We start from the raw sequence: 26,972 nt of genomic DNA, 5'->3' as shown, positions 1-26,972 counted from the left end.
CATTGGAACCACCTGATCCCATCCCGAACTCAGCAGTGAAACGATGCATCGCCGATGGTAGTGTGGGGTTTCCCCATGTGAGAGTAGGTCATCGTCAAGATTAAATTCCGAAACCCCTATCTGCGTACGCAGGTAGGGGTTTTGTTTTGCCCGCAGGAAAGTGCTCCGAAAAAGGGAGCGCCCAATGGCGATCCCTGGTTCCAGCAACATCGTCAGTGGAACTTCGGCAGAACGTGTTCGGCAATCTCTTCAATAACCTCTGCCACAGGACGCTCGCTACGACGCAGGTGCAGACCAACGTGCTGTACACCCGCCTCACGCAATGCATGAAGCTCGTCGATTAATGCCAGCCGCCCACTGCTGCCGCCAAAACGTACGCGTCGCATCGGTGCATTAGGATTGGCTGCCAGATCGAGATGAACGAAGCTGATGTAGGGTTTATCGCCACCGACCTCCCGCCACAATCCGACTCGACGACGATGTTCGTCCGGAGTACCGGGGTAAGCAAGCCAGCCATCCATATGCTCACCGATCCAGGCCGGGGATTGCTGACCAAGCCCGGCCACTAATAACGGCACCGGTTGATCACGCTCAGGAAGCAATCGAGCGCCTTCAGGCAGTAGCCCTTCGCCTTGGCTGCGCAACAACTCGACCGTGTCGCGAAAGATCTCGCCGCGCTGATCGTAGTCCACGCCAAACAACGGATATTCCATCGGGCGGTCGCCACTGGCCACGCCAAGGAGCAACCGGCCATCGCTCAACTCATCGACACTGTTGGCTGCCTTTAGCGTCAGCCAAGGTTGACGCAACGGCAGCACAACGGCCGCCGTACCCAGCATGATGTTGTCGGTAATCCCCGCCAGGTAGCCAAGATAAGAAAAGGTTTCGAACACCTGCGCGGCATCACCGAATTGAGGGTCGTAAACCGGGACATCGCGAACCCACAGTGCGCGCAAACCCGCCTTATCGGCCAAGCGCGCCATGGCAGCGTGCTGCTTCAGATCGGGCACCCCAAACGGTCTATCCTCAGCCATCCTCAGCCGCTGGCCATCACTGGACCAATCATTATCGAGCGGCAGTTCCAGCCCGATGGAAAATCCATTCGGGCCAAGCAATCGTTGAAAACGTGGGTGCATGAAAGACTCCAAAAAAGGGAATGACATACACCCAGTATCTACAGGCCCTCCCGCAAGAAAAATGCATGAATGGGAATATCAATCTTGCGTAAAACGCACGATTAAGAAAAAGCCGACCGTCGTTTTGGCCCTCAAGGACAACCGTTCGAGGAAATCGCGCTAAAGTGACCGCGCGGTTTTTGGTATGGTGCAGCTCGTTTTTTAACGGACTGATTTCAAGCCCACGGATCGGTGCTTCCTTTTTAGTCAAAGAGCTGCTGCAGAAATGCCCGAACCCATACCGATCAAGGACCATGAAGTAGAGACGCGGCTGGTCAATAAAAGACTGATGGCTTGCGCTCTTTTCGTCGTCGCCATTACCTGCGCGCTGGTGGTGCGCATGTATGTCCTGCAGGTGGTCGAATTCGACTATCACTCGACGATCTCCGAAAACAACCGGGTCCACGTCCTGCCAATCACGCCCACCCGAGGTTTGATCTATGACCGCAATGGTGTGGTTCTGGCGGACAACCGACCGAGCTTCAACCTGACGATCACCCGCGAACGCGCCTCAGATGTCAAAGAAGAACTGGATGAGGTCGTCACTCTCCTGCATCTGCCGACGGAGGATCGCACGCTGTTCGAAAAGGCGATGAAGCAGGCGCGCCATCCGTTCGTACCCGTCACTCTGTTCTATGAACTCAGCGAAGAGCAGATCGCCGTGCTCGCGGTAAACGAGTTCCGTCTGCCGGGGATCGATGTCGAGCCACAGTTCGTTCGCCACTACCCGCTGGGCGCGCATTTTGCGCATTCGATTGGCTACGTTGGCCGTATCAACGAGAAAGAATCCAAAGCCTTGGACACGGTGGAATACCGAGGCACCCAATCCATCGGCAAGACCGGTATCGAAAAATTCTACGAGTCGGAGTTGCACGGCCAGGTTGGTTACGAAGAAGTCGAAACCAACGCCCAAGGCCGCGTATTGCGGGTGCTCAAGCACACTGATCCGATCCCGGGCAAAAACATTGTCCTGAGCCTCGACGTCAAACTTCAGGAAGCCGCCGAGGAAGCCTTGGGTGATCGCCGTGGTTCGGTGGTTGCACTCGATCCGTCGACCGGTGAAGTGCTGGCCATGGTCAGCAAACCGAGCTTTGACCCGAACCTGTTTGTCACCGGCATCAGTTTCAAGGAATACGCGGCACTGCATGACTCCATCGACCGGCCGCTGTTCAACCGCGTCCTGCGCGGTCTCTACGCGCCGGGTTCGACCATCAAGCCGGAGGTGGCGATTGCCGGCCTCGATGCGGGTGTGGTCACCCCACAGACCCGCGTCTTCGATCCGGGTTATTACCAACTCCCGGATTACGACCACAAATATCGTAACTGGAACCACAGCGGCGACGGTTGGGTGGACATGGACGCGGCGATCATGCGCTCCAACGACACCTACTTCTACGACCTCGCCCACAAACTGGGTATCGATCGCTTGCACGACTACATGGCGATGTTCGGCCTCGGCGAGAAGGTCTCCCTGGACATGTTCGAAGAGTCTGCCGGCCTGATGCCGTCCCAGGCCTGGAAGCGCGCCACCCGTCGTCAGGCCTGGTTCCCTGGCGAGACGGTGATCCTCGGCATCGGTCAGGGCTACATGCAAGTCACACCGCTGCAGCTGGCTCAGGCCACGGCGCTGATCGCCAACAAAGGTGTGTGGAACCGGCCGCACCTGGCCAAGACCGTGGACGGTGTTGCGCCGGTGGATGAGCATCCGATGCCGAACATCCTGCTGAAGAATCCGCATGACTGGGAACAGGTCAACCACGGCATGCAGATGGTGATGCACGACGCTCGCGGGATCGCCCGCGCGGCGGCGCTGGGGGCTCAATACCGTATCGCCGGCAAGAGTGGTACTGCGCAAGTGGTGGCGATCAAGCAGGGTGAGCGCTACAACCGGGCGAAAACCCTGGAGCGTAACCGCGACAACGCCTTGTTTGTCGGTTTCGCCCCGGCCGAGCACCCGAAGATTGTCATTTCGGTGATGATCGAAAACGGTGAGGCCGGTGGTCGCGTTGCCGGTCCCGTGGTGCGGCAGATCATGGATGCCTGGTTACTCGATCAGGACGGCCACCTCAAGCCGCAATACGCTACGCCAGCCAAAGCGCCCGGCGATCCTCACGTCTAAACAGTCAAGGCTTCACAGCACAGGCTCACGAATGCTGAGCATGTGCTGGAAGCTTTCGAGGAACACCGTTTCGGCCTGACTCATCTTCTGCTCGCGATTCCACAACAGCTGGATATCGAAATCCACCACCCCGTCTTCCGGTGGTAAACGCCAAAGCAACCCTTGCTCGACATCCCGGCGCACCAGGTGTGTCGGCAGGCAACCAATACCAAACCCTGCGCAAATCAAGCGGTAAATTTCTTCGAAACTGGTGGATGACGCGACGATCTTGCCGGTGAAACCTTGCTCGTCGCGAAACAGCGTCAGCGGTGAAAGGTTGCCGCCGAGCTGGTCACTGGTGAAGCTGACGAAGTTCTCCGCAGAGAGTTGTTCAAGTGTCAGATTCTGTTGCCCAAAGAGTCGATGGCGCTGCCCGCAAAAGTACGCATAACGCTCGCGAAACAGCACCCGTTGCTCCAGCCGGGGTTGCGGCAAACGACACAAGCCAACACCAACGGTCGCGGTCTTTTGCAGCAACGAACTGATGATGTTCGAGCTCCCCATCACCTCGACTTCAAACTCGATTTTCGGATGGGTTTCGTGGAAGTCGGCAAGAAATTCATCGTAGTGCCGCGCTTGCACGCCGCTGACGGTGAGGATGCGGATCTTGCCCACCACGTCATCGTTACGACTCTCTACCACCGTACCCAAGCGAGAAATATCCCCGTAAATGTCCGCTGCAATGCGCAGCACTTCCTCTCCGGTTTCCGTCAGATCAAACCGTCGTCCGCTACGGGCAATCAATACACATTCCAACTGTTCTTCCAGCCGTTTCAGGGCCTGGCTGACGGCTGACTGCGTGATGTGCAAACGCGCGGCGGCACGGCTCATGCTGCCTTCCTGGCCGATCACCAGATAAGTGCGTAGCAGGTTCCAGTCGAGGCGGTCATTGAGAAACCGGCGACCTACCCACGGGTTCGAAGTGGAGGGCATAAACATTCCTGGTAGTAGCGTTGCTAATAGTAAAGATAAGAATTTGAAAATTGACTAATCCTGGCACGGAAGCGATAAAGCTAACAAGCGCCACAGAGTGCAATCCGTAAACAGCCTTCAGTACCTGCCCAAAACTATAAATACACAGGGTCTTTGCATGCACACTACCCCTCAACCGCGTCGAGCTGCGGCCGCTGCCTTCATTGGCACGACCATCGAGTTCTACGACTTCTACATTTACGCTACGGCAGCGGCGTTGGTGCTCGGGCAAGTGTTCTTCCCTAGCAGCGACCCGGTGATGAGTACCCTGGCAGCTTTCGGCAGTTTCGCTGTCGGTTTCATCGCTCGCCCAATGGCCGGCATGGTGTTCGGTCATCTGGGCGATCGCCTCGGCCGCAAAAAAATGCTGCTGGTAACCATGGCGCTGATGGGTTTGGCGACCGCTGGCATCGGCCTGTTGCCGAGCTATGCCAGTGTTGGCATCTGGGCGCCGGTCGGTCTGATTGTGCTGCGTTTGATCCAGGGCATTTCGGTCGGTGGCGAGTGGGGTGGGGCGGTGCTGATGGCCAGCGAGCACGCACCGGCCAAGCGTAAAACCTTCTACGCGTCTTTCGCCCAACTCGGCAGCCCGGCCGGTTTGCTGTTGGCGTTGATCGCCTTTCGCCTGGTGACGTCCCTTGAACCGGAAGACTTCCTCGCCTGGGGCTGGCGTCTGCCATTCCTCGCCAGCGGTGTGCTGATGATGGTCGGCCTGATGATTCGCTCCGGCGTTCACGAGTCGCCGGAATTCGCCAAGGCGCGGGACAACAACGAGACCGCCAAATACCCGGTGAAAGATGTCATCCGCACCTGCTGGCGGCAGATCCTGTTCGCCGCCGCTGCGGTGACCATCGGTTCGGCCGGATTCTTTTTCACCAACACCTTCATGATCACTTACGTCACCCAGTATCAAGGCATCGCTCGCTCGACGATCCTCGATTGCCTGTTTCTGGTGACCGTCATTCAGTTGCTCTCGCAACCGCTTTCCGCATTGCTCGCCGAGCGCATAGGCGAAGGGCGCTTCCTCAAACTGGTTGCGCTGCTGTGCATGGTCACGCCGTATCCGATGTTCCTGCTGGTGGGTACGCAAAACATCGTGCTGATGACCGTCGGCATTGCGCTGGCGGTGGTGATTCTCTCGGCGCTGTACGCGGTGATCGCCGGCTACATGACCCAGGCATTCCCGGTGCACCTGCGCTACTCGGGCATTTCTATCGCTTACCAGCTGAGTTGCGCGCTGGCCGGCGGCACCACGCCGCTGATCGGCACGCTGCTGGCGAGCAAGTTTTCCGGACAATGGTTGCCGTTGGCGGTGTTCTTCACCTTGCTCTCAGCCCTGTCCCTGATCGGTGTTTGCGGCCTGGCGCGTCTGCGCGCCAACCCGGTCGTCACCCACGCTGCTAAAGAGGTGTATTCGTGAGTAAACCTGAACACATCGGCCCGGTTGAATGGCAAGCCCGTTGCGAACTGGCTGCGCTGTATCGACTGGTCGCGCACTTTCGCATGACCGACTTGATCGACACGCACATCACTCTGCGGATTCCGGGGCCCGAGCATCATTTTCTGATCAACCGTTATGGGGTGATTTTCGACCGCATGCGCGCTTCGGACCTGGTGCGTATCGACCAAGAGGGGCGAGTGGTCGACCCGGCTTATGAAGGTCATCGGGTCAACGCCGCTGGCTTCGTCATCCACTCGGCGATCCACATGGCCCGCCCGGATCTGAACTGTGTGATCCATACTCACACGGCTGCCGGCATGGCGGTCGCTGCGCAGAAACAAGGCTTGCTGCCGATCACTCAGCACGCGCTGAAGTTCTACGGCAAGTTGGCGTATCACACCTATGAAGGCATCGCCCTGTCGCTGGATGAGCGCGAGCGCTTGATTGCCGACCTGGGGCCGCACCGGGCGATGATCCTGCGCAATCACGGGTTGCTGGTCGGTGGCTCGGGCGTGGCCCAGGCGTTCCAGGAAATTCACTTTCTGGAGCGTGCCTGTCAGGCGCAAGTGGCGGCACTGTCCGGTGGTTCGGCGTTGCATTACCCATCGCCGGAAGTCTGTGCGCACACCGCCGAACAGTTTGACCGCGATGAGCAGGACAACATCATCGACTTGGCCTGGGAGGCCGCTTTAACCCTGATCGAATCCCAGCGTGAGTCCTATCTGTCATGAACACCGTGGTTCTGTTGTCCCGCGATACCCTGCTGCTCAAGCAACTGCAAGCTGCGTTTGCCCGCAGCGCGCCGCAGCTCACCACCGTGCTGGCCGATGATCCGTTGGCCAGGAACGCGCAGATTGCCGCGTGCTGGTTTCCCTTGCCGGGCAGCCTCGCTGCGTTGCCGAACCTGCAGGTCATCCACTCAGTGGCCGCTGGCATCGATCACCTGGAACACGACCCGTCGTGCCCGGATTTGCCCGTGTGCCGGGTTGTCGACCCCGGCCACCGTCAAGGCATGACCGAGTACGTGCGCTGGGCAGTGATCCACTTTCACCGCGGCTTCGATCAAGTGTTATTACAGCAGCAGGAACAGCGCTGGGAGCGTCCGCTGCAACGGGCGGCGGGGCAGTTCAAAGTCGGGGTCATGGGCCTCGGGTCGTTGGGCAGCGCTATTGCCCTCGACCTGGCTGCGGCCGGGTATGACGTCCGTGGCTGGGCTCGTCGCAGCAAGGATTTGCCGGGCGTGCAGACCTTCGCCGGAGCGGAAAAACTCAATCCGTTTCTCGATGGCCTGGAGCTGCTGATCAACCTGTTGCCCCTGACCAGTGAAACCCGCGGCATCCTCGGCAGTGCAACGTTTGAGCACCTCGCCAATGGCGCCTCCATTGTCAATTGTGGTCGAGGCGGGCATCTCAATATCGACGATCTGGAACAAGCGTTGAGCCGAGGAAAATTACGCGGCGCTCTGCTGGATGTTTTCGAACAGGAACCGCTGCCGGTCGATCATCGTCTCTGGAATATGCCCGGCGTCACCATCACCCCACATATGGCCTCGGCAGCCTCCCACGACTGTATTGCCGAACAAGTAGCAGAAAACTTCCGCCGATTGAATGCCGGTGAGCCGCTATTGAATTGTGCGGACAGAACACTCGGTTATTAATAAGTAAGCGCCTTGCATATTCGCCCATTTAGTTGGGCGATCTATAACAACAATTCCTCATTTCGAACGTTTTACTGCCAGTTAAAACAATTAAATACGAGTTCTTGAAGAACTCCTGGAGACAGTAATGAGCGATCTATCGCCTGTAGAAAAGTCCGGCGCACCTCCTGAAGTTGCAATCAGCATGAAGAAAGTTGCCGTGGCCAGTGTGATCGGCACCACCGTGGAGTGGTACGACCTGTTTGTTTTCGCCACCGCGTCGGCGCTGGTGTTCAACAAAGTGTTCTTCCCGGACTTCGATCCGTTGATCGGTACATTGCTGGCTTTCGGTACGTTTGCTTCGGCGTACCTGGCGCGGATTGTCGGTGCGGCACTGTTCGGTCATTTCGGTGACCGTTTGGGACGCAAGTCGATGTTGTTGGTTTCGCTGCTGACCATGGGCGCGGCTACATTCGCCATCGGGTTATTGCCGAACTACGCGGCCATTGGTATCTGGGCGCCGATCCTGTTGCTGCTGCTCCGGGTGATTCAAGGCCTGGCGCTGGGCGGCGAGTGGGGCGGGGCGGTGTTGATGGCGGTGGAACATGCGCCGGCCAATAAACGCGGCTTGTATGGTTCATGGGTGCAGATCGGCGTGCCGGCCGGGACCATGATTGCCAACCTGGCGTTCCTGTTGATCGCGGCGTGGCTGTCCCCCGAAGACCTGTTGGCGTGGGGCTGGCGCATCCCGTTCCTGGCCAGCGTGCTGTTGATCGCCGTAGGTTTGTACATCCGCTTGAACATCGCTGAAACCCCGGCCTTCAACAAGGTCAAGGAAGCCGAGGTCCAGGTCAAAATGCCGCTGGCCGAAGTCTTCCGCAAATACTGGAAACAAGTGCTGCTGGGCGGGATTGCCACCATGTCGACCGGTGCATCGTTCAACATCATCGTCGCGTTCGGCTTGACGTACGGCACGCAGAATCTCGGGTTCAGCCGCAGCGTGATGCTCGGCGTGGTGCTGCTGTCCTGCGCCTGGTGCATCGTCATGTTGCCGGTGTTCGGCGCGCTGTCGGACCGCTACGGACGCAAGCCGATTATCGTTGCCGGCATCGTCGCCGAAGCGTTGGTGGCTTTCCCGCTGTTTTGGTTGATGGACACCAAAGAGCTGCCGCTGGTGATCTTCGGCTACCTGCTGTTGATGACCGCGTTCGCGGCCAACTACGGACCGATTGCGACGTTCCTCGCCGAGCTGTTCGGCACACGAGTGCGTTACTCAGGGTTGTCGATCAGCTACATGTTGTCCGGCCTGCTCGGCAGTGCGGCGACGCCCATCGTCACCACCGCCTTACTCGCAGCGACCGGCAAAGGCTCTTCGGTGGCCTGGTACATGATTGGTGCGGCGTTGATTTCGCTGGTGGCGCTGTTGCTGCTGACCGAGACCTTCAAGCGAGACATCAGCGAAGTCCCGACGGCAGTGCCGGCCGCTGATCCCGTTCTCGGAAAATCAATCAAATCGGCTGCAGCCTGATTAACGGAGTTCAACACCATGCGCAGAATTCAATCGGCCCCGGGCTTCATCGGCCCGGTCGGCCCTTACTCCCAAGCGGTGGTCAGCGGGCATCTGGTGTTCACCGCCGGGCAGATTCCGGCCCAGAGCGGGCTTGATGATCAGCCGGCCCATTTCACCGAACAGGTTCGGCAAACCTTGCGCAACCTGGAGGCGATCCTGATTGAAGCCGGGTCCGACTTCAGCCACGTGATCAAGGTCAACGCCTACCTCACCGATCCGGCGCAACTGGAGCCGTTCAACGCGGTGTATCGCGAGTTCCTCGGCCATGCACCGCCGGCGCGAACCACGGTGTGTGTGGCGCTGTGGGGTGTTTCGCTGGAAATCGATTGTGTGGCCGAGTTGATTGCCAAGGAGCCGCAGCATGGATGAGTCGCAGCTGATCGAACAGCTCAACGCGGTGAGTTTTCCGACCCTCGGGCATTTTCTCGAGGAGGGCTTTGCCGACTCGCAGCTACGAGCCATGGTGCCCGGCGTGAAAATCGTCGGCCGCGCGCTGACGCTGAAACTGGTCGGCGCTGATGCGATTGCGGTCAATCAGGCACTGGCGTTGATCAAACCCGGCGATGTGCTGGTAATCGACACTGGCGGCGACTGGCAACACGCCCCGGTTGGCGCCGTCACCAGTTGCGCCGCGAGTTGTGCCGGGGCTGTGGGCATTGTGGTCGACGGCGTGGTCACCGATCTGCTGGAACTGCGCGAGGCCGGGCTGCCGGTCTTCGCCCGCGGCACCAGCCTGCTGACCACCAAGCTGCATGGCCGTGGCGACAGCCAGATCAATCAGCCGATTCAGTGTGCCGGTGTCACGGTGCACCCCGGGGATCTGGTGCTGGCGGACGACAACGGCGTGCTGTTTCTCGACCCGGTCACCGCGCAAAACGTCATCGAGCGCGCGCTGGCCTCGGATCGCGCCGAGCCACGCTTGCTCGAACGTTTACGCGCCGGGGAGCCGGTGGCGCAGGTATTGAGCGTTTAGGCCGTCAGCCGTTGTTGCAGACTTTCAAGGAAGATCGTCTCGGCCCGGCTCATGCGCTGCTCGCGGTTCCACAGCAAATGAATGTCGACATCGGCAATCCCTTCGTGGGGCGGCAGGCGCCAGAGCAAACCCGCTTCGACGTCCGCCGCCACCACGTGCTCAGGCAAACAGCCAATGCCGAACCCGGCGATCACCAGTCGCCGGACTTCTTCCAGGCTCGGTGACGAGGCGACGATGCGTCCGCTGAAACCCTGCTGATCACGAAATATCGTCAGCGGCGAGAGCATGCCGCCAATCTGGTCGCTGGTGAAACTGACGAAATTCTCGCGCTGCAAATCCCCCTCGACCACGTTCTGCCGGCCGAACATTGCATGGTGCTTGCCGCAGAAAAACGCATAGCGCTGACGCAGGAACAGCCGTTGTTCCAGGCGCGGCTGCGGGCGACGATTGAGGCTCAGGCCGAGGGTCGCGGTCTTTTCCTGCAAGGCGCTGACGATGTCGGAACTGCGCATCACATCCACTTCCAGATCCACACGCGGATGCTGCCGATGAAAGTCCGCGAGGAAGTCATCGAAGCGGTCCGAGAAGATCCGGCTGATGATCAACAGCCGAACCTTGCCGATCACTTCGTCGGCCGGCTGCTCCAGCACGCTGCTGACCTGGGACATCTGCCCATAGATTTCCCCGGCGAGTTCGAAGATCTGTTCTCCGACCTCGGTCAGGGCAAACCGTGGCCCACGGCGGGCGATCAGTTGCCGACCCAGTTGCTCCTCCAGACGCTTCAACGCCTGGCTCACCGCCGGTTGTGTCAGGTGCAGGCGGGCGGCGGCACGGCTGATGCTCAGCTCCTGGCCGATCACCCGAAAGGTGCGCAGCAGGTTCCAGTCCAGGCGGTCGTTGAGCAGGCGTTGCACATCGCGTTCGGCCATGAAATCACTCGATTATAAGGTGGCGTAATACTTCGCATAATAAATAGAAAATTGACTAATCATAGCCCCGGGACGATAAATCACACCTAGACAGGCGCCGTCAGAGTGCCTTGATTCAGCCGTTTCTCTCCTGCCAAAAAAACAATCAAAGGAGCCCGACCTATGAAGCCCCAAGCTTCTTCCCAGCCGCGCCGTGCGGCAGCCGCCGCCTTCATCGGCACCATGATCGAGTGGTACGACTTTTACATTTATGCCACCGCTGCCGCGCTAGTGTTCGGCGCGTTGTTCTTCCCGTCCGACGACAAACTGTTCAGCACCATGGCCGCGTTCGGCCCCTTCGCCGTGGGCTTCTTTGCGCGGCCGTTGGGCGGGATTATCTTCGGCCATATCGGCGACCGGATCGGCCGCAAGAAGTCGCTGATCATTACTTTGCTGATGATGGGTGTGGTCACGGTGTGCATCGGCTTGTTGCCGACCTACGCACAAATCGGCGTAGCGGCGCCGGTGTTGCTGATTCTGCTGCGCATCGTCCAGGGCATTGCCGTCGGTGGCGAGTGGGGCGGGGCGGTGTTGATGGCGGGTGAGCATGCGCCGAAAGGTCGACGCAATTTCTTCGCCTCCTTTGCGCAACTGGGCAGCCCGGCCGGTTTGATCCTGTCGCTGCTGGCGTTCAGCGCGGTCACCCGTTTGCCGGAAGAAGATTTGATGAGCTGGGGCTGGCGCCTGCCGTTCCTCGCCAGTTCATTGTTGCTGCTGGTGGGCCTGGCGATTCGACTGGGCGTGAATGAGTCGCCGGAGTTCCTCGCCAGCCGCGAACTGGCCAGCAAAAGCACACGCAAGGAGCAGGCGCCAGTGATGGAAGTCCTGCGCACCGCGTGGCGTCCGCTGCTGCTGTGCATCGGCGCTAATACCCTCGGGATTGCCGGGGTGTATTTCACCAACACCTTCATGATCGCCTACACCACGCAACAACTCGAACTGCCGCGCTCGCTGATTCTTGAGTGCCTGTTTGTGGTGGCGATCATTCAGTTCTGCATCCAGCCGCTGGCGGCGTGGGTCGCCGAGAAAATTGGTGCGACGCGTTTTCTGTGTCTGATGTCGTTGCTGGCGATGGGCTCGCCGTACCCGATGTTTGTGCTGGTCAGCTCGGCCCAGGCGCCGCTGATTATCCTCGGCATCGCCTTGGCCGTGGTGTGCATGGCGTCGTTTTACGCGGTGATCGCCGGTTACGTCAGCGGCATGTTCGAGACCCGCGTGCGCTACACCGCGATCTCTCTGGCGTACCAGATTTGTGGAGCCCTGGCCGGTGGCCTGACGCCGCTGATCGGCACGATGCTGGCGCACAAATACGCCGGTCAATGGTGGCCGATGGCGGTGTTCTACAGCCTGATCGCCGCGACGTCGCTGATCTGTGTCCTGTCCCTTGCGCGTCGCCATGCCCGCGCCGAGCGCATCGAATTTGCCAATGCCTGAATCCGATCAATCACAAACAACTGCACCCCTGTAGGAGCTGGCTTGCCAGCGAAGGCGTCCGAAAGATTGATACCCGTCCCAAGGGCCCCTTCGCCAGCAAGCCGGCTCCTACACAGAGCTCAATTCGTGGAGTAACTCATGTTAAAGATTAATGGTGAACGCCTGTGGGCGAGTCTGATGGCCATGGCTGAAATCGGCGCTACAGCACGCGGTGGTAGCTGCCGTCTGGCCCTGAGTGATGAAGACCAGGCCGGTCGCGAACTGTTTTCCCACTGGTGCCGCGAAGCCGGCATGACCTTGAGCGTGGATGCCATCGGCAACCTGTTCGCCCGCCGTGCTGGCACTGATCCTGACGCCGCGCCGGTGATGATGGGCAGCCACCTCGACACTCAACCCGAGGGCGGGCGTTTCGACGGTGTGTACGGCGTGCTCGCCGGTCTGGAAGTGGTGCGTTGCCTGAACGATCTGGGCATCCAGACCCGCAAGCCGCTGGAAGTGGCGGTGTGGGCCAACGAGGAAGGCGCGCGTTTTACCCCGGCGAGGTTCGGCTCGGCGGTGTTCACCGGAATCATGCCACTGGACGCGGCGTTGGCGGTGCGTGACATCGATGGCATCAGTGTCGCCGAGGCGTTGCAGCGCACCGGGTATGCCGGCGAGCGTCCGTTGGGCGGCGCGGTGGATGCGTACTTTGAAGCGCACATCGAACAGGGTCCGATTCTCGAAGACAACGCCAAAAGCATCGGCGTGGTCAGCGGTGGCCAGGCGATTCGCTGGCTCGACGTGCGGGTCGAAGGCATGGCAGCGCACGCCGGCACCACGCCGATGCCGTTGCGCAAGGACGCCTTGTACGGCGTGGCGCGGATGATCCAGGCCATCGAAGGCCTGGCCACCGATTTCGCACCGGAAGGCCTCACCACCGTCGGCGAGTTGAGCATCAACAAGTCCTCGCGCAACACCATTCCGGGGTTGGTGAATTTCACCGTCGACCTGCGTCATCACCGCGATGAAGCCATTGATGCGATGGAGCAGCAGGTGCGTGCACGGCTACAGGCAATCGCCGACGGTCGCGGCTTGAACCTGACGATCACCCCGCACTGGATCAGCCCGGCGACGCCGTTCGATGTCGATTGCGTGGCGGCGGTGCAGCAAGCGGTCGACGGGTTGGGCTACGCTCAGCAATCGATTGTCAGCGGCGCCGGGCATGACGCGATTCACCTGGCGCGGTTCTGCCCGACGGCCATGGTGTTCATCCCGTGCGTCGGCGGCTTGAGCCATAACGAAGCCGAAGATGTGCTGCCCGAAGACGTGCGTCAGGGCACCGATGTGTTGCTCAACGCCGTGCTGTCCCGCGCCGGCCAAGTCGAGTAACCGCCATCCCTGTAGGAGCGAGGCTTGCCCGCGAAGGCGTCAGCACATTCAGCATCGACGTTGCCGGACACACTGCCTTCGCGGGCAAGCCTCGCTCCTACCGGCGTACCAAGATCAACTGACAGGTGTTTACCCCATGCGCAGTTTTTTCCATCCTGAACAATTGCTCCACCATCCACGCAGCTACTACTCCCGTGGGCAGATGCGCACGCCGCAGGAAGTGCCGGAGCGCGCGCAGCGCCTGGTGCAGGCGTCGCACTCGCTGGGTTTTACCGTCGAGCAACCGACCGATGCCGGGCTCGATCCGTTGCTGGCGGTCCACGGTGCGCCGTATCTGGAATTCCTTGAGGAAGCACATCAGCGCTGGAAGGAAATCCCCGAGGATTGGGGCGACGAAGTGATGTCGAACATCTTCGTCCGCGAGCCCAACGCCTTGCGCGGGATTCTCGCCCAGGCCGCACGCTACCTGGCGGACGGCAGTTGCCCGGTGGGCGAACAAACCTGGCGCTCGACCTATTGGTCGGCGCAAAGCGCAATTGCCGGGGCCCAGGCGTTGCTCGATGGCGAGCCGGCCGCGTATGCCTTGTGCCGTCCACCGGGGCACCACGCCCGGGCCGAAGCGGCGGGTGGTTTCTGTTATGTGAACAATGCGGCGGTGGCGGCGCAGGTGTTGCGCGGCGGGTTTGCGCGCGTCGCCGTGCTCGATACCGACATGCACCATGGGCAAGGGATTCAGGAGATTTTCTACGACCGCGATGATGTGCTTTACGTCTCGGTGCATGGCGATCCGACTAATTTCTATCCGGGGGTGGCCGGGTTTGCCGATGAACGCGGGGTCGGGGCGGGCGAAGGTTTTAACCTGAACTTGCCGATGGCGCACGGTTCGAGTGAGGCGGATTTCCTAAGTCAACTGGATGTCGCGTTGGCGGCGGTGCAGGATTTTGGCGCCGAGGTGTTGGTGCTGTCGCTGGGGTTCGATATTTTCGAGCTGGATCCACAGAGCAAAGTGGCGGTGACGCGCGAAGGGTTTGCGCTGCTGGGCGAGCGGATTCGCAGTTTAGGGTTGCCGTGTCTGATCGTGCAGGAGGGCGGGTATCACCTGGAGAGCCTGGAGGATAATGCCCGGGCGTTTTTTGTGAATGCCGAGGTGTGGCAACTCTGAGTTTTGTGGCGCCTGGGAGGGCGCTTTCGCTGGCAAGCCAGCTCCTACAAGAACCGGTCACCCTTGAACCTGTAGGAGCTGGCTTGCCAGCGAAGAACGATAACGCGGTGCAACGGATGAAACACACTTGCCATCCCCCTGACGTTAACGTAAAGATTGCGCCAGGGCGCTGAATTTGAAAGGCGCAAAGCGGACCGATCCGGAGCGCTTGATGACGCTAATAAAAACAACTCCACCCAAACTGCACCGCGAAGCCCGGCTGGCCCGGGAAAAACTCCATCTGGAGGGCGAAGTCCCCGATGGCGTGTTGCGCGCGGAAATCGATGCGTCGTGGCGGCGCAGCCTCAGCCATGGCGTGCATTTCAACGGCAAGCATGAGCTGGCGCTGGAATCGAGTGCGACGCTCGACGTGCTGCTGTCGAGCAATCGGCTGCTGATCGACGCCGCTTTGCCGGCCATTGATTACCTGGCCGAACGCCAGGGCAAGGAAGGCCTGATCATCCTCGCCAACTCCGACGCGACCATTCTCGCCGTCGAAGGTCGCGCCGATCGCCTCAAGGGCAGCGGCCTGCAAGACATCACCCTCGGTGCCTGCTGGAGCGAAGCCGCGCGCGGCACCAATGCGCTGGGCACCGCGCTGGTCGAAGCCCGGCCAACGATGATCGATTGCGGCGAACATTACCTCGATCGCCTGACCGATTTCTCCTGCACCTCGGTGCCGATCCATTGCCCGCAGGGCGACATCCTCGGTGTGCTCGACCTGACCCGCGAAGGTCCGCTTGGCCGCGTCCACGACAGCACCGCATTACTGGCCATGGCCGTCAGCCAGATCGAAAGCCGGGTGTTCAACGCCAGCTATCCGGACCAGATCGTCCTGGCCTTCCACAGCCGCCGACAGTACCTCGAATCGCCGTGGCAGGGCTTGCTGGCAGTCAGCCTCGGCGGACAAATCCTCGCGGTCAGCGCCCAGGCCTGCCAGTTGCTGCACGCCGAGCGTTCGGCGTTGGTCGGTAGACGGTGCGAAGAATTCCTCGGCGTCGATGGCCTGCAATTGTTATCGCGCCTGCATCAGGGCGGCATCGGCAGCCTGCAAACCGCCAAAGGCGAATTCTTCTACAAAACCCTGCGCGCGCCACAGCGCTCGATCAACGTCAGTACACCTGCGCGCAGCACGGTCAAAACCGCCAAACCCCAACCGGACCTGGATGCCCTGGCCGGCAGCAATGTCCGTTATGCCCGTGCCTTGCGCATGGCCCGACAAGGCCTGGCCAATGAATTGCCTGTGTTGCTGCTGGGCGAAACCGGCACCGGTAAAGAAGTCATCGCCCGCGCCCTGCACATGGCGGGCACGCGCTGCGACAAACCCTTCGTCGCGGTGAACTGCGCGGCGATTCCCGAAGGCCTGATCGAATCGGAACTGTTCGGCTACCGCGAAGGCGCGTTCACCGGCTCCCGGCGTGGCGGCATGATCGGCCGCTTGCAACAGGCCCATGGCGGCACCTTGTTTCTCGATGAAATCGGCGACATGCCGCTGGCCTTGCAGGCGCGTCTGTTGCGGGTGCTGCAGGACCGCAAAGTCGCGCCGCTGGGGGCTGGCGAGGAACAGGACATCGACGTCGCGCTAATCTGCGCCACCCACCGCGACCTCAAGCGCCTGGTGGAAGAAAAGCACTTTCGCGAGGACTTGTTCTACCGGGTCAACGGCATCAGCGTGATGCTCCCGGCCCTGCGCGAACGCGACGATTTCACCGCTCTGGTCGGGCGCCTGCTGACCAAACTCGACGCACCGACCTCTGTCCTGCACGACGATTTAAGCCGCTTGCTTGGCAACTATCACTGGCCAGGCAACATCCGCCAATTGGAGATGGTCCTGCGTACTGCGCTGGCCATGCGCGAACCGGGCGATACCGTGCTCACGCTCGACCACTTGCCCGACAGCATGCTCGACGAACTGACCGCCACCGAACGCCCTCAGGCCGGGAGCATTCGTGAAAATGAACTGGAGCTGATCCGCCAATCCCTGGACAGCCATCAGGGCAACGTCTCGGCCGCCGCCGACGCCTTGGGCATCAGCCGCGCGACCTTGTACCGCAAGCTCAAACAGTTGCGCTCGTGATGCAGCGCCTGATCGTTCGGCTGATCCACAGCCAGAACCCCGAAGCCCTGCACGTGGCGTTGCGTTGGCTCTACAGCTTTGTGCAACCCCATCGTCTGGCGATTGCCGGGCTGCTCGGTTTGTCGGCCTGTGCTTCAGCGCTGGTGCTGGTGCAACCGTGGCTGACCAAGCTGCTGATCGACGACGGCCTGCTGGCGCGCAACTTCCCGATGCTGGTGCTGATCGCCGGGCTGATGATCGTTGCCGGGTTGCTCGGCACGCTGCTGTCGGGCATCAATCGCTACCTGCACACGCGGTTGTCCGGGCGGATTTTGTTCAGCCTGCGCGACGACCTTTATCGGCATTTGCAAACCCTGTCGCCGAGCTTCTACGGCCAGCGGCGCATCGGCGACCTGATGTCGCGCCTGGATGGCGACGTCGCCGAGATCCAGCGCTTTGCCGTGGACTCGCTGTTCTCGGCGGTGTCGAGCGTGATCGGCCTGGTGGTCGCCGTGGCCATGTTGTTGACCCTGTCGTGGAAGTTGTCGTTGCTGGCGCTGGTGCTGATTCCCCTCGACGTACTCTGGTTGCGCTGGATGCGGCGCAAGGTCGAGCGCGATGTGCGGCAGTTGCGCGAGCGCTCGGCGGACATGTCTTCGTTCATGGTCGAGACGCTGCCGGTGATGAAATTCATCCAGTCCGCCGGCCAGCAACAGCGTGAAGCACGGCGGCTGGAGACCCTGGGTCACGGCCACATGAGCCAGGTGCTGCGCTTGCAAGTCACCGAGTTTTTCACCCAGGCCGTGCCGGGTACGTTGACGTCCCTGTCCCGCGCCTGTGCGTTTTTGATTGGCGGGTATTGGGCGGTGCAGGGCACCTGGCAACTCGGCGCATTGATCGCGTTTTCCACCCATTTGGGCATGGCCGTCGGACCGGTGCAGAGCCTGCTCGGGCTGTATGTGGCGATCCAGCGGATGACCGTCAGCCTCGGACGCGTGATGGAATTGCGCGGCGAGGAGCCGACCGTGCTCACGCCGGTTTCGCCGCAGCCGATGCCGAGCTCCGGCGAGCTGCGTTTCGACGACGTGCACTTCAGCCATCCCGGTCGCCCGAGCACCTTGCGCGGCATCGAAGCGCGAATTCCCTACGGCTTGAAAGTCGCCCTGAGCGGCGGTTCCGGGGGGGGTAAATCGACCCCGATTGATCTGCTGCACCGCCACCACGACCCACAGTCTGGCCGGGTGTTACTGGGAGACGTCGACTTGCGCGAACTGGACCTGTTCCAACTGCGTCGGCGAATCGCCGTGGTCAGTCAGGACATTGTTTTGTTTCGCGGCAGCCTCGCCGACAACCTGGCCTACGCCGTACCGGACGCCAGCCGCGAGGCGATCACCGAAGTGGCGCGGTTGGCGCAACTCGACAGCCTGATTGCCACTTTGCCGGAAGGCCTCGACAGCCCCTTGGGCGAGCGCGGCCAGCAGTTGTCCGGCGGGCAGAAACAACGCATCGCCATTGCCCGGGCGCTGTTGCAGGACCCGTTGATCCTGGTGCTGGACGAAGCCACCTCGGCGGTGGATGAAGCCACCGAGCGCGAAGTGATCGAGGCCATCGACCGCCTGTTTGCCGGGCGCACGCGGATTCTGATCAGCCACCGTCCTTCCACCCTGGCCGATGCCGATCTGCGCTTTGAATTGCTCGACGGCGTGCTCATTTCAAAAACGGTGCTGCATGAAGCCTGAGTTGCGGATTGGCGTGGTGGACAGCGGCCACTCGGTGGTGCAACGGGTGCAAGTAGTGGCCGGGCGGCGGTTCTCCTTGCTGGATGACGGGCTGGCCGAAAGTGACTTGCGCGACGATCCGCTGGGCCACGGCAGCGCGGTGATCGAGGCCATCGGCCGGCGCGCACCTTCGGCGGTGTTTTGCGTCGCTCAGGTGTTCGACCAGCGTGGGGTTACTAGCGCGTTGCAGATTGCTACGGCGATTGACTGGCTGGTGGCGCAGGACGTGCGGCTGATCAATTTGAGCCTCGGTTTACGTCAGGACCGTAGCCTGCTGCGTGAAGCCTGCGCGGCAGCCGTGGCACAGGGCATTTTGCTCTGTGCGTCGAGCCCGGCGCAGGGCGAGGGCGTGTTTCCGGCGAATTATCCGCAGGTGCTACGCGTCACCGGCGATGCCCGTTGCGGCGAGCATGAATGGTCGTGGCTCAACAGCGCTCAGGCAGATTTCGCGGCATGTGTGCACGGGACGTATCCGGGGCAGTCCGGCGCCAGTCTGGGTTGTGCGGCGTTGAGCGGGCACATTGCCGGCTTTCTGGCTGAACACCCCGAAGCGTGTAACGAACAGGTCATTGAATGGCTGCGGGAAAACGCCCGTTATCGCGGCCCTGAACGGCGTTTCGGCCCATGATTTTTATTCTCGGTGCAGGACCTGCGGGCGCAGCGGTGGCCTTGGGTTTGCGCCGACTCGGTTACCCGGTGACGCTGGTCAGCGAGTGGCGACGGTTTGCCGCGCTGGAGGGCGTTTCCGTGCGAGTGCTGGAGGCCTTGCGTGGCGCCGGCCTGCATCAAGCGCTGGCGGACGCGGCCTTGCCTTCCCAGCGGCAAGTGTCGTGGAACGGCCAGCAGCATGCACAAAATATCGAATTCCTGCTGGATCGCCCGAGCTTCGATCGCGGCTTGCGCGAGGACCTGCGTGTTGCCGGCGTCGAGCTGATCGAAGGTCGGGTGTTGACCGTTCAGACGTCCGCTTCGGGACACCGGATCGAGATCGAAGGACGCGAAACGCTGTTCGCAGATTTTCTAGTGGAGGCCCGTGGCCGTCAGGCACCGACCCTCGGCAAAGGCCTGCGCGGGCCGGAAACGGTGAGCCTGCTCAATCGCTGGCAAGGCACGCCGGGCAGCACCGCCAGCGCGGTGGAAAGTCTTGAGGACGGCTGGGCGTGGATGGCGCGACGGGCCGACGGCCAGTGTTACTGGCAATGGACGGTGGACGTGGCCAGCGCTGAGTTGCCGGGCAAGGCGATGTTGCTTGATTACTGTCGCCAGCGACGTCAGGGCTCGGCGTTGGCCCGGGCGTTTTTTGCTGATGGGCCGCAAACGGATCTGCAACTGCATGCGCGCAGCAGCACCGCCATCCTGTGCCCGCAGGTGTGTGGCGATAACTGGATTCGGGTGGGAGATGCGGCGATGGCGGTGGACCCGTTGTCGGGCAATGGCATCTTTCAATCGTTGTCCTCGGCATTGCAGGCGCCGACGGTGATCAACACGCTGTTGCGCAAACCCGAACGAGCGGCGCTGGCGCAGCGCTTTCACCAGCAGCGGGTGGAGCAGTTATTTTTGCGTTTCGCGCGGATTGGGCGGGATTTTTATGCGGATGAACAGCGGTGGCTGGATCAGCCGTTCTGGCAAGCGCGGCGGTGCTGGCCGGATGCTGAGGTGGCGCATGCCGAGGCGGATTTTGCGTCGCTGAGGATTGAGCGGGCACCGGTGTTGAAGGATGGGTTTGTCGATGAGGTTGAAGTGGTGATTACGGCGGATCAGCCGTTGGGGATTTGGCATGTTCAGGGCGTTGAACTGGCGCCGTTGGTGCGGCGGTTACAGACCGAGTCGGCCGAACAGGCGCTGGCCGGGTTGACGGTGGAGCAGGGGCGGGTGGTTCGGGGGTGGTTGTTGAGTCAGGGATTTAAACCTTGAGATTTGCGGTGGCTAATCTGGCCTCATCGCGGGCAAGCCCGCTCCCACGGTGATTTGTGTGATGTCGCTTCAACACAAAACCTGTGGGAGCGGGCTTGCCCGCGATGGCGTCCGAAAGAACGCTGCTATTACAACTTGATCAGCACCGACTTCAACTCAGTGTAATGCTCAATCGCCGCATACCCCATCTCCCGCCCAACCCCCGACATCTTGTACCCGCCAAACGGCAGCGCCGGGTCCAGGGCGCTGTGGCAGTTGACCCACACCGAACCCGACTTGATGCGCGGAATCATCCGGTGCACCGCCGCCAGGTCGTTGGACCAGACGCTGGCCCCCAATCCATAAGGACTGTCGTTGGCCATGCGCAACGCATCGGCTTCGTCATCGAACGGAATCGCCACCAGCACCGGGCCGAAGATTTCTTCCTGGACCAGCGAGTGCTTCTGATCGACATCCACAATCACCGTCGGTTTGACGAAGAACCCCGGCCCGAACTGCTCGCCGCCGCAGGCGATGGTCGCGCCACTTTCCCGGCCCTTTTCGATGTACCCGTAAACCCGCTCCTGCTGGCGTGCCGAGATCAGCGGCCCCATCTCGACACTCGGGTCCAGCCCGTTGCCGAGCTTCATGGCGTTGGCGATGTCGGCAATGTCCGCCACCACGTTGTCGAAATGCTTGCGCTGCACATACAGCCGCGAACCCGCGCAGCAGACTTGCCCCTGATTGAAGAAAATCGCGCTGGCGGCACCGGCTGCGGCGGACTTGAGGTCGGCATCGGCCATGACGATGGTCGGCGATTTTCCGCCCAGTTCCAGCGTAACGCGGGTCATGGAGTCCATGGCGATCTTGCCGATCTGCTTGCCCACGGCGGTGGAGCCGGTGAAGGTCAGCTTGTCCACCAGCGGGTTGTGGGTCAGGGCCGAGCCTGCGGTGATGCCGGTGCCGGTGACTACGTTGAACACGCCTTCCGGGTAACCGGCTTCCAGCACCAGTTCGGCGAGTTTCAATGCGGTCAGCGGGGTTTCGTCGGCGGGTTTGAGCACCACGGTGCAGCCGGTGGCCAGGGCCGGGCCGAGTTTCCAGCAGGCCAGCAACAGCGGGAAGTTCCAGGCAACGATGGCACCGACCACGCCCACGGCTTCGCGGCGGATAAAGCTGTGGAACTGATCGTTGGGCATCAACGGCATCGACACCTCAACGCTGGAGCCTTCGATCTTGGTGGCCCAACCGGCCATGTAGCGCAGGAAATCGATGGACAGCTGCACGTCCATCACCTGGGCGACCGCGGCACTTTTGCCGTTGTTCAGGCATTCCAGTTGCGCCAGCAGTTCGGCATCGCGCTCCATCAGGTCGGCGAGTTTCCACAACAGGTTCTGCCGCTCCCGGGGGCGGGTGCGGGTCCAGACGGAATCATCGAAGGCCCGGCGGGCGGCGAGTACGGCGCGGTCGACATCGTCGGGCGTGGCCCGTGGCACCACGCACAGCACTTCGCCGGTGGCCGGGTTGTGCAGCGGCATGGTCTGGCCGTCGGCAGCCTCGACCCATTCGGCGCCGATCAGCATGCGCGGGGCGCGCTGGATGAACGCCGAGGTGGCGGGAAGCAAGTAAGGGAGGGGCATGGCGAAACCTCTTGTTGTTCGTGAGAACAGGGGTTTCGCAATGGCTGTGCCAAGTGTCGGGAAGGGGCGGGAAAGCCCTTTGTCGGTGGGGTTTTGGCTAACCTGAAGTCATCCATGCAGGGCAGGCTTTGTCGCAAATCGCGACAGCGGCTGAGACGACGAGCAACCGGGTTGCGACCTTGAGCCCCCCAGTATTGAGGACTAGAATTTTCAGGCTCGGAGGGTGAAATGACGGAGCATTTACCCCGTCACACATCTGGCGCGAGGGAGGTAGCGATGTTCCTTTCAACCCTGGAAATTCAAAGCATCATTGAGCATAAAATGTTGCCTGCCGTGTGCACATGCAGCGTCGAAGCAGACCAATCCCTGACGATTCGGGTCTGCGACTGCATGACTGGCAAAGTTGATCTGGTGGCGACCCATGTTCCCCTGTGGACGCTGGACAGCCCCCACGCCATTGCCTCGCTGGTGGCCGATATGCGGCAGGAAATCGAAGCTCACAAAGGCGTTCAGCCGACCTTTTTCATCTGACCCGACGTCACGCCGCACCACGGAGGTGGTGCGGCCAGCGTCGACTGATCAAGACGCCACTTGCCGGGAAATTTCTTCGAACGTGGCGCCATCTACGGCAGCCAACAGCTTTCTGTCATCGTTCAGCGTTGCCAGAAACGTCACTTCGGTTTCCTTGCCCGCCAGCATGAATCCGGCAATCGCGCCGATAGGCCCTAGCAGCATGGCGCCGGCCACGCCGAAGCCGATGGCGTCCTTGATGTTGTTGATCGACTCCTCGTTGGCAACTTCCAGGCGCTTGAACGATGAGAGTGGAAGGTTGATGCCGGGCCATGGGTGAAGCGGCGTTCTGAGGGTGAAAACGCCCTCTCGGTACTCTCCGTCACCCTGCAGAAAGTCCCCCGCCAGGACAGTGATGCTTGCCATTTTTTTATCCTCGACTGGCAATCGGTGAACAACCATTTCGCACTGGCAGGCAACCCTCGTCAATCGTCGGCCGATGAGCTGTTTCGGCCGGGGCATCTATGCTTGTCTCAGACTGCAACACCTGTCGCGATATTAGACGCAGGCGATCGGGTCCAGAACGGGCTTAAGGCAGTCATCTTCACGCAACTCATTGATTCAAAAGCTTATCGGCAAGCTGGCACGCTCCGTGTATTGCTCATCGCAGACGTTTCTCTTGCCTCCGTCAGCAGCGCGCCGCCGACGGCAGAAACCATAAAAACGATAAGCCACAAAAATAAGAAAGCACCGTGCGAGGTTCGACGTTGATGAAGAGAAAACTCCGATCAGGCCTGAGCGCCAGTCTGCTGGCCGTGGCCGCTTGTGTGGCGCTGCATTCGCCTTACAGCCTGGCAGCCCGCGACGCCCAGACCATCCTCAAGGAAACCTGTCAGGGCTGTCATACCCCTGAAGCCGATAACGCCCTGAGCCGTATCAGTCACCAGCGCAAAACGCCGGAAGGCTGGCTGATGAGCATCGCCCGCATGCAGACCATGCACGGTTTGCAGATCAGCGATGACGACCGCCGTACCCTGGTCAAATACCTGGCCGACACCCAAGGCCTGGCGCCCAGCGAAACCGACGGCGTGCGCTATGCGCTGGAACGGCGACTCAATACCGTCGAGAAATTCGACGACCAGACCAGCCAGATGTGCGGCCGCTGCCACTCCGGTGCGCGGGTCGCCCTGCAACGCCGTCCGGCCCAGGAATGGGAACGCCTGGTGAATTTCCACCTCGGCCAATGGCCGTCGCTGGAATACCAGGCCCTGGCGCGCGACCGCGACTGGTTCGACATTGCCCGCAAGGACATGGTGCCGCTGCTGGCCAAGCGTTATCCGCTGGACAACCCGGCCTGGCAAAAATGGCTGAAAGCCGCACCGAAGGCCGAGGCCCTGGTGGGTGACTGGAGCTTCAGTGGCCATCTGCCGGGCAAAGGTGAAGTGGCCGGGGTGATGAGCGTGACTGCCGACGGCAGCGACACCTTCAAGGTCAGCGTCAAAGGCCAATACGCCGACGGCAGCCCGTTCAACGGCGACGGCAGCGCGATTCTATACAGCGGCTACGAATGGCGCGGCAACGTGACCATCGACGGCGTGACCATGCGCCAGGTGTTCGCCGCTCAAGGCAGCGCCCTGCAAGGCCGGATGTTCGAGGCTGAACACGACGAACGCGGTCTCGATTTCGTCGCCGCCAAACAAGGCAGCAGCCGTTTGCTGGCGGTGCAGCCGGGTTATCTGAAGGCCGGCGCCGAAACCGAAGTGACCCTGATAGGTAGCGGTCTGACTGGCAAACCGAACTTCGGCAAAGGCGTGGAAGTGGTCGCCATCGTCGAGCAGAGCCCTGAGCGGATCAAAGTCAAACTCAAGGCTGCGGCGAATGCCCAACCGGGCATGCGCAACGTCACCGTTGGTACGCTAAAAGGCCCGACCCTGTCGGTCTACAGCAAAATCGCCGAAGTCAAAGTCGTGCCGGAATTCTCGGTGGCACGGATTGGCGAGGGCGGTGGTTCGACGCCGAAAGTCCAGGGCCGTTTCGACGCTGAAGCCTGGGGCAAAGGCGCCGATGGCAAGCCGTATCGCATCGGCGTGTTCCCGGCGCAATGGTCGGTCGAAGCCTTCGACGACCGCGCCAAGGAAGACGAGGACGTCAAGTTCGCCGGCACCATGCAGGCTGACAGCGGCGTGTTCACACCGGGCGATGCCGGGCCGAACCCACAACGCAAAATGTCCACCAACAATGCCGGCAACCTCAAGGTGATTGCCGCCGTCGACGACGCAGGGAAATCCCTGACCGGCGAAGGCCACATGATCGTCACCGTGCAACGCTGGAACAATCCACCCATTCCATGAGTTGACTGATCTCTCACGGTTTCAGACATCTTTTTGGAATGACCGCAGGCCCCGTAAAACGGGGTTTGCACAGGAGGTTGCAATGGGCGCTATTTTGAATCTGGTTGAACGGAACCTGCACGAAGTGCATGTCGATGCCGACCGCATGCTGTTTCACATTCCCAGCAGTTCGCTGTTCGCCAGCGATGAGCTGACGGGCACCATCATTGATACTTTGCGCGGTCCCGGTTGTTCCTCGGACGACCTGATCCAGCGTTTGTCCGCGCGCTTCAACGGCGAAGAAATCACCGAGACCCTGCGCGAGTTGATGTCACTGGAACTGGTCAGCGACGGCTCGCCACTGACCCCGGACATTGGCACCAAGCGCGTCGAGCGCACGGCGATCAATACCGTGGTGCTGAACGTCAACACTGGCTGCAATCTGAGCTGCACGTACTGCTACAAGGAAGACCTCGACAAGCCGTCGGCCGGCAAGAAAATGGACGTCGAGACGGCGGTCGCCTCGGTGGAAATGCTGCTGCGCGAATCGCCGGATGAAGAGCGTTTCACCGTGGTGTTTTTTGGTGGCGAACCGCTGAGCAATCGCAAGCTCATCGAGTACATGGTCGACTATTGCGAGAAGCGTTTCCGCGAGGCGGGCAAGTTCGTCGAGTTCGTCATGACCACCAACGCCACGCTGCTCACCGAAGAGACTGTGGACTACCTGAATGCCCACCGTTTTGGCCTCTCGGTCAGTATCGACGGGCCGAAAACCGTGCACGACCGCAATCGCATCACCGTGGGCGGGCAGGGCACGTATGACGTGGTGCGGCGCAAGGCCGAGATGCTGCTGTCGCGCTACAACAGCCGTCCGGTCGGTGCGCGAGTCACGTTGACCACCGGCGTGACCGATGTGGAAACCATCTGGGATCACCTGTTCAACGAACTGGGTTTTGCCGAGGTCGGCTTTGCCCCGGTGACCTCTGGCGACATCAGCACCTTCAACCTGTCCAGCGACGAACTGATCGAAGTCTTTGCCAGCATGAAAAGACTTGGTCGGCGTTACCTGGAAGCGGCGCTGGAGCACCGCAACATCGGGTTCTCCAACCTGCACCAGTTGATCACCGACATCCACGAAGGCCACAAAAAAGCCCTGCCCTGCGGCGCGGGCCTGAAAATGCTGGCGGTGGATCACAAAGGTGAATTGAACCTGTGCCACCGCTTTACCGGTTCGAGCCTGCCGACCTTCGGCAATGTGCACAGCGGTGTGAAGCAGGTCGAGTTGAACGACTTCCTGTCCCAGCGCCTGGACCGCACCAACACCGGTTGCGAGGACTGCCAGATCCGCAACCTCTGCTCCGGCGGCTGCTACCACGAGAGCTACGCCCGTTACGGCGACCCGACCCACCCGACCTATCACTACTGCGAACTGATGCGTGACTGGGTCGACTTCGGCATCGAGGTCTACACCCGGATCATGGCCCACAACCCTGCGTTTATCAGCAGCTACATCACTCCGCGCAAGGCTCACTGATATGAAACATCTCAAGGCAATCAATAATAAAGCGTTGAAACTCGATGAGGCCGCGGCCGAAAACCGTATCGAAGAAGTGGTGGCGATGAGCTCCGTCGCGGGTTGTGCCTCGACCACCGACCCGGGTTGGGAGATCGATGCGTTTGGCGGGGTGTCGTCGTTGTGCCAGCCGATGGAAGCTGACCTGTATGGCTGCTCCGACCCTTGCTGGTGGCCGGCCCAGGTGCCCGACATGATGAGTACCTACCCGGACTGGAACAAGGATGCCCAGGCGTCCAACGAAAACTGGCGCAACCTCGGGACTGTCTTTCCAAAAGACAAGTAATCGGACACAG

23 protein-coding genes and 1 rRNA gene are annotated in these 26,972 nt (G+C 61.0%); 19 read left to right on the top strand and 5 right to left on the bottom strand.

The window, feature by feature from the left end:
* Positions 1–100 (top strand): 5S ribosomal RNA (gene rrf, locus AEQ67_RS28225); the annotation flags it as partial.
* Positions 101–212: 112 nt separating this feature from the next.
* Here rrf and AEQ67_RS28220 read toward each other — a convergent pair.
* Complete coding sequence (locus AEQ67_RS28220) at positions 213–1,136, bottom strand: TIGR03571 family LLM class oxidoreductase (RefSeq protein ID WP_059407039.1); 924 nt, start codon at positions 1,134–1,136, stop codon at positions 213–215.
* Positions 1,137–1,401: 265 nt separating this feature from the next.
* Here AEQ67_RS28220 and mrdA point away from each other — a divergent pair, with 265 nt between their 5' ends.
* A complete protein-coding gene (mrdA, locus tag AEQ67_RS28215; protein WP_059407038.1) occupies positions 1,402–3,294 on the top strand; it encodes a penicillin-binding protein 2 in 1,893 nt (630 codons plus the stop codon).
* Between the two features lie 12 nt (positions 3,295–3,306).
* Here the strand turns inward: mrdA and AEQ67_RS28210 are convergent, their stop codons facing one another.
* Positions 3,307–4,266 carry a LysR family transcriptional regulator gene (locus AEQ67_RS28210; RefSeq protein WP_059407037.1) on the bottom strand — a complete coding sequence of 320 codons (960 nt, stop codon included), beginning with the start codon at positions 4,264–4,266 and terminating at the stop codon, positions 3,307–3,309.
* A gap of 157 nt (positions 4,267–4,423) precedes the next feature.
* Here AEQ67_RS28210 and AEQ67_RS28205 point away from each other — a divergent pair, with 157 nt between their 5' ends.
* From AEQ67_RS28205 to AEQ67_RS28180, 6 genes are all read left to right on the top strand, one after another.
* A complete protein-coding gene (locus AEQ67_RS28205; RefSeq protein ID WP_059407036.1) occupies positions 4,424–5,725 on the top strand; it encodes an MFS transporter in 1,302 nt (433 codons plus the stop codon).
* Positions 5,722–6,477: a class II aldolase/adducin family protein gene (locus AEQ67_RS28200; RefSeq protein WP_059407035.1), complete on the top strand. Its 756-nt coding sequence runs from the start codon at positions 5,722–5,724 to the stop codon at positions 6,475–6,477. The genes AEQ67_RS28205 and AEQ67_RS28200 overlap by 4 nt, the downstream gene beginning before the upstream one ends.
* Positions 6,474–7,403, top strand: coding sequence for a 2-hydroxyacid dehydrogenase (locus AEQ67_RS28195; protein WP_059407034.1), 930 nt, complete (start codon positions 6,474–6,476; stop codon positions 7,401–7,403). The genes AEQ67_RS28200 and AEQ67_RS28195 overlap by 4 nt, the downstream gene beginning before the upstream one ends.
* A gap of 127 nt (positions 7,404–7,530) precedes the next feature.
* Positions 7,531–8,910, top strand: coding sequence for an MFS transporter (locus AEQ67_RS28190; protein ID WP_059407033.1), 1,380 nt, complete (start codon positions 7,531–7,533; stop codon positions 8,908–8,910).
* A gap of 18 nt (positions 8,911–8,928) precedes the next feature.
* Positions 8,929–9,321, top strand: a complete 393-nt coding sequence (locus tag AEQ67_RS28185) for a RidA family protein (protein ID WP_059407032.1) — start codon at positions 8,929–8,931, stop codon at positions 9,319–9,321.
* Positions 9,314–9,925, top strand: a complete 612-nt coding sequence (locus AEQ67_RS28180; protein ID WP_059407031.1) for an RraA family protein — start codon at positions 9,314–9,316, stop codon at positions 9,923–9,925. The genes AEQ67_RS28185 and AEQ67_RS28180 overlap by 8 nt, the downstream gene beginning before the upstream one ends.
* On the opposite strand, the gene AEQ67_RS28175 is transcribed toward AEQ67_RS28180, so the two are convergent.
* Positions 9,922–10,854, bottom strand: a complete 933-nt coding sequence (locus AEQ67_RS28175; protein ID WP_059407030.1) for a LysR family transcriptional regulator — start codon at positions 10,852–10,854, stop codon at positions 9,922–9,924. The two genes, AEQ67_RS28180 and AEQ67_RS28175, sit on opposite strands and share 4 nt — an antisense overlap.
* A 162-nt stretch (positions 10,855–11,016) precedes the next feature.
* On the opposite strand from AEQ67_RS28175, the gene AEQ67_RS28170 reads away from it, so the two are divergent.
* The 7 genes from AEQ67_RS28170 to qhpG all read left to right on the top strand — a co-directional run bounded on the left by AEQ67_RS28170 (position 11,017) and on the right by qhpG (position 20,644).
* Complete coding sequence (locus tag AEQ67_RS28170; RefSeq protein ID WP_059407029.1) at positions 11,017–12,327, top strand: MFS transporter; 1,311 nt, start codon at positions 11,017–11,019, stop codon at positions 12,325–12,327.
* 138 nt (positions 12,328–12,465) lie between these two features.
* Positions 12,466–13,695: a Zn-dependent hydrolase gene (locus AEQ67_RS28165; protein ID WP_059407028.1), complete on the top strand. Its 1,230-nt coding sequence runs from the start codon at positions 12,466–12,468 to the stop codon at positions 13,693–13,695.
* A gap of 136 nt (positions 13,696–13,831) precedes the next feature.
* Entirely contained in the window at positions 13,832–14,857 is a 1,026-nt protein-coding gene (locus AEQ67_RS28160; RefSeq protein ID WP_059407027.1) for a histone deacetylase family protein, read from the top strand.
* Between the two features lie 211 nt (positions 14,858–15,068).
* A complete protein-coding gene (locus AEQ67_RS28155) occupies positions 15,069–16,973 on the top strand; it encodes a sigma-54-dependent Fis family transcriptional regulator (RefSeq protein ID WP_059407026.1) in 1,905 nt (634 codons plus the stop codon).
* Positions 16,973–18,691 carry an ABC transporter ATP-binding protein gene (locus tag AEQ67_RS28150; RefSeq protein WP_059407025.1) on the top strand — a complete coding sequence of 573 codons (1,719 nt, stop codon included), beginning with the start codon at positions 16,973–16,975 and terminating at the stop codon, positions 18,689–18,691. The genes AEQ67_RS28155 and AEQ67_RS28150 overlap by 1 nt, the downstream gene beginning before the upstream one ends.
* Positions 18,681–19,358 (top strand): subtilisin-like serine protease QhpE, encoded by a 678-nt coding sequence (qhpE, locus tag AEQ67_RS28145; RefSeq protein ID WP_059407024.1) that lies wholly within the window; start codon positions 18,681–18,683, stop codon positions 19,356–19,358. The genes AEQ67_RS28150 and qhpE overlap by 11 nt, the downstream gene beginning before the upstream one ends.
* Positions 19,355–20,644 carry a flavin-dependent monooxygenase QhpG gene (gene qhpG / locus AEQ67_RS28140; protein ID WP_059407023.1) on the top strand — a complete coding sequence of 430 codons (1,290 nt, stop codon included), beginning with the start codon at positions 19,355–19,357 and terminating at the stop codon, positions 20,642–20,644. The genes qhpE and qhpG overlap by 4 nt, the downstream gene beginning before the upstream one ends.
* Before the next feature lie 128 nt (positions 20,645–20,772).
* On the opposite strand, the gene AEQ67_RS28135 is transcribed toward qhpG, so the two are convergent.
* A complete protein-coding gene (locus tag AEQ67_RS28135) occupies positions 20,773–22,263 on the bottom strand; it encodes an aldehyde dehydrogenase family protein (RefSeq protein ID WP_059407022.1) in 1,491 nt (496 codons plus the stop codon).
* Between the two features lie 276 nt (positions 22,264–22,539).
* On the opposite strand from AEQ67_RS28135, the gene AEQ67_RS28130 reads away from it, so the two are divergent.
* The gene (locus AEQ67_RS28130; protein ID WP_059407021.1) at positions 22,540–22,794 is read left to right on the top strand and encodes a DUF1652 domain-containing protein; all 255 of its coding nucleotides are present in this window, start codon (positions 22,540–22,542) and stop codon (positions 22,792–22,794) included.
* Between the two features lie 48 nt (positions 22,795–22,842).
* On the opposite strand, the gene AEQ67_RS28125 is transcribed toward AEQ67_RS28130, so the two are convergent.
* Positions 22,843–23,199, bottom strand: a complete 357-nt coding sequence (locus AEQ67_RS28125; RefSeq protein ID WP_059407020.1) for a hypothetical protein — start codon at positions 23,197–23,199, stop codon at positions 22,843–22,845.
* Positions 23,200–23,543: 344 nt separating this feature from the next.
* On the opposite strand from AEQ67_RS28125, the gene peaA reads away from it, so the two are divergent.
* From peaA to qhpC, 3 genes are all read left to right on the top strand, one after another.
* The gene (peaA, locus tag AEQ67_RS28120; RefSeq protein ID WP_059407019.1) at positions 23,544–25,124 is read left to right on the top strand and encodes a quinohemoprotein amine dehydrogenase subunit alpha; all 1,581 of its coding nucleotides are present in this window, start codon (positions 23,544–23,546) and stop codon (positions 25,122–25,124) included.
* Positions 25,125–25,206: 82 nt separating this feature from the next.
* Positions 25,207–26,637 carry a quinohemoprotein amine dehydrogenase maturation protein gene (peaB, locus tag AEQ67_RS28115; protein WP_059407018.1) on the top strand — a complete coding sequence of 477 codons (1,431 nt, stop codon included), beginning with the start codon at positions 25,207–25,209 and terminating at the stop codon, positions 26,635–26,637.
* A 1-nt stretch (position 26,638) separates the two neighbouring features.
* The gene (gene qhpC / locus AEQ67_RS28110) at positions 26,639–26,962 is read left to right on the top strand and encodes a quinohemoprotein amine dehydrogenase subunit gamma (protein WP_008145336.1); all 324 of its coding nucleotides are present in this window, start codon (positions 26,639–26,641) and stop codon (positions 26,960–26,962) included.
* Positions 26,963–26,972 lie beyond the last annotated feature (10 nt).

Origin of the sequence: Pseudomonas sp. RIT-PI-q (assembly GCF_001297125.1) — a bacterium.
In the GTDB taxonomy this organism is placed as follows: Bacteria; Pseudomonadota; Gammaproteobacteria; order Pseudomonadales; family Pseudomonadaceae; genus Aquipseudomonas.
This window is presented reverse-complemented; position numbering and strand designations above follow the sequence as displayed.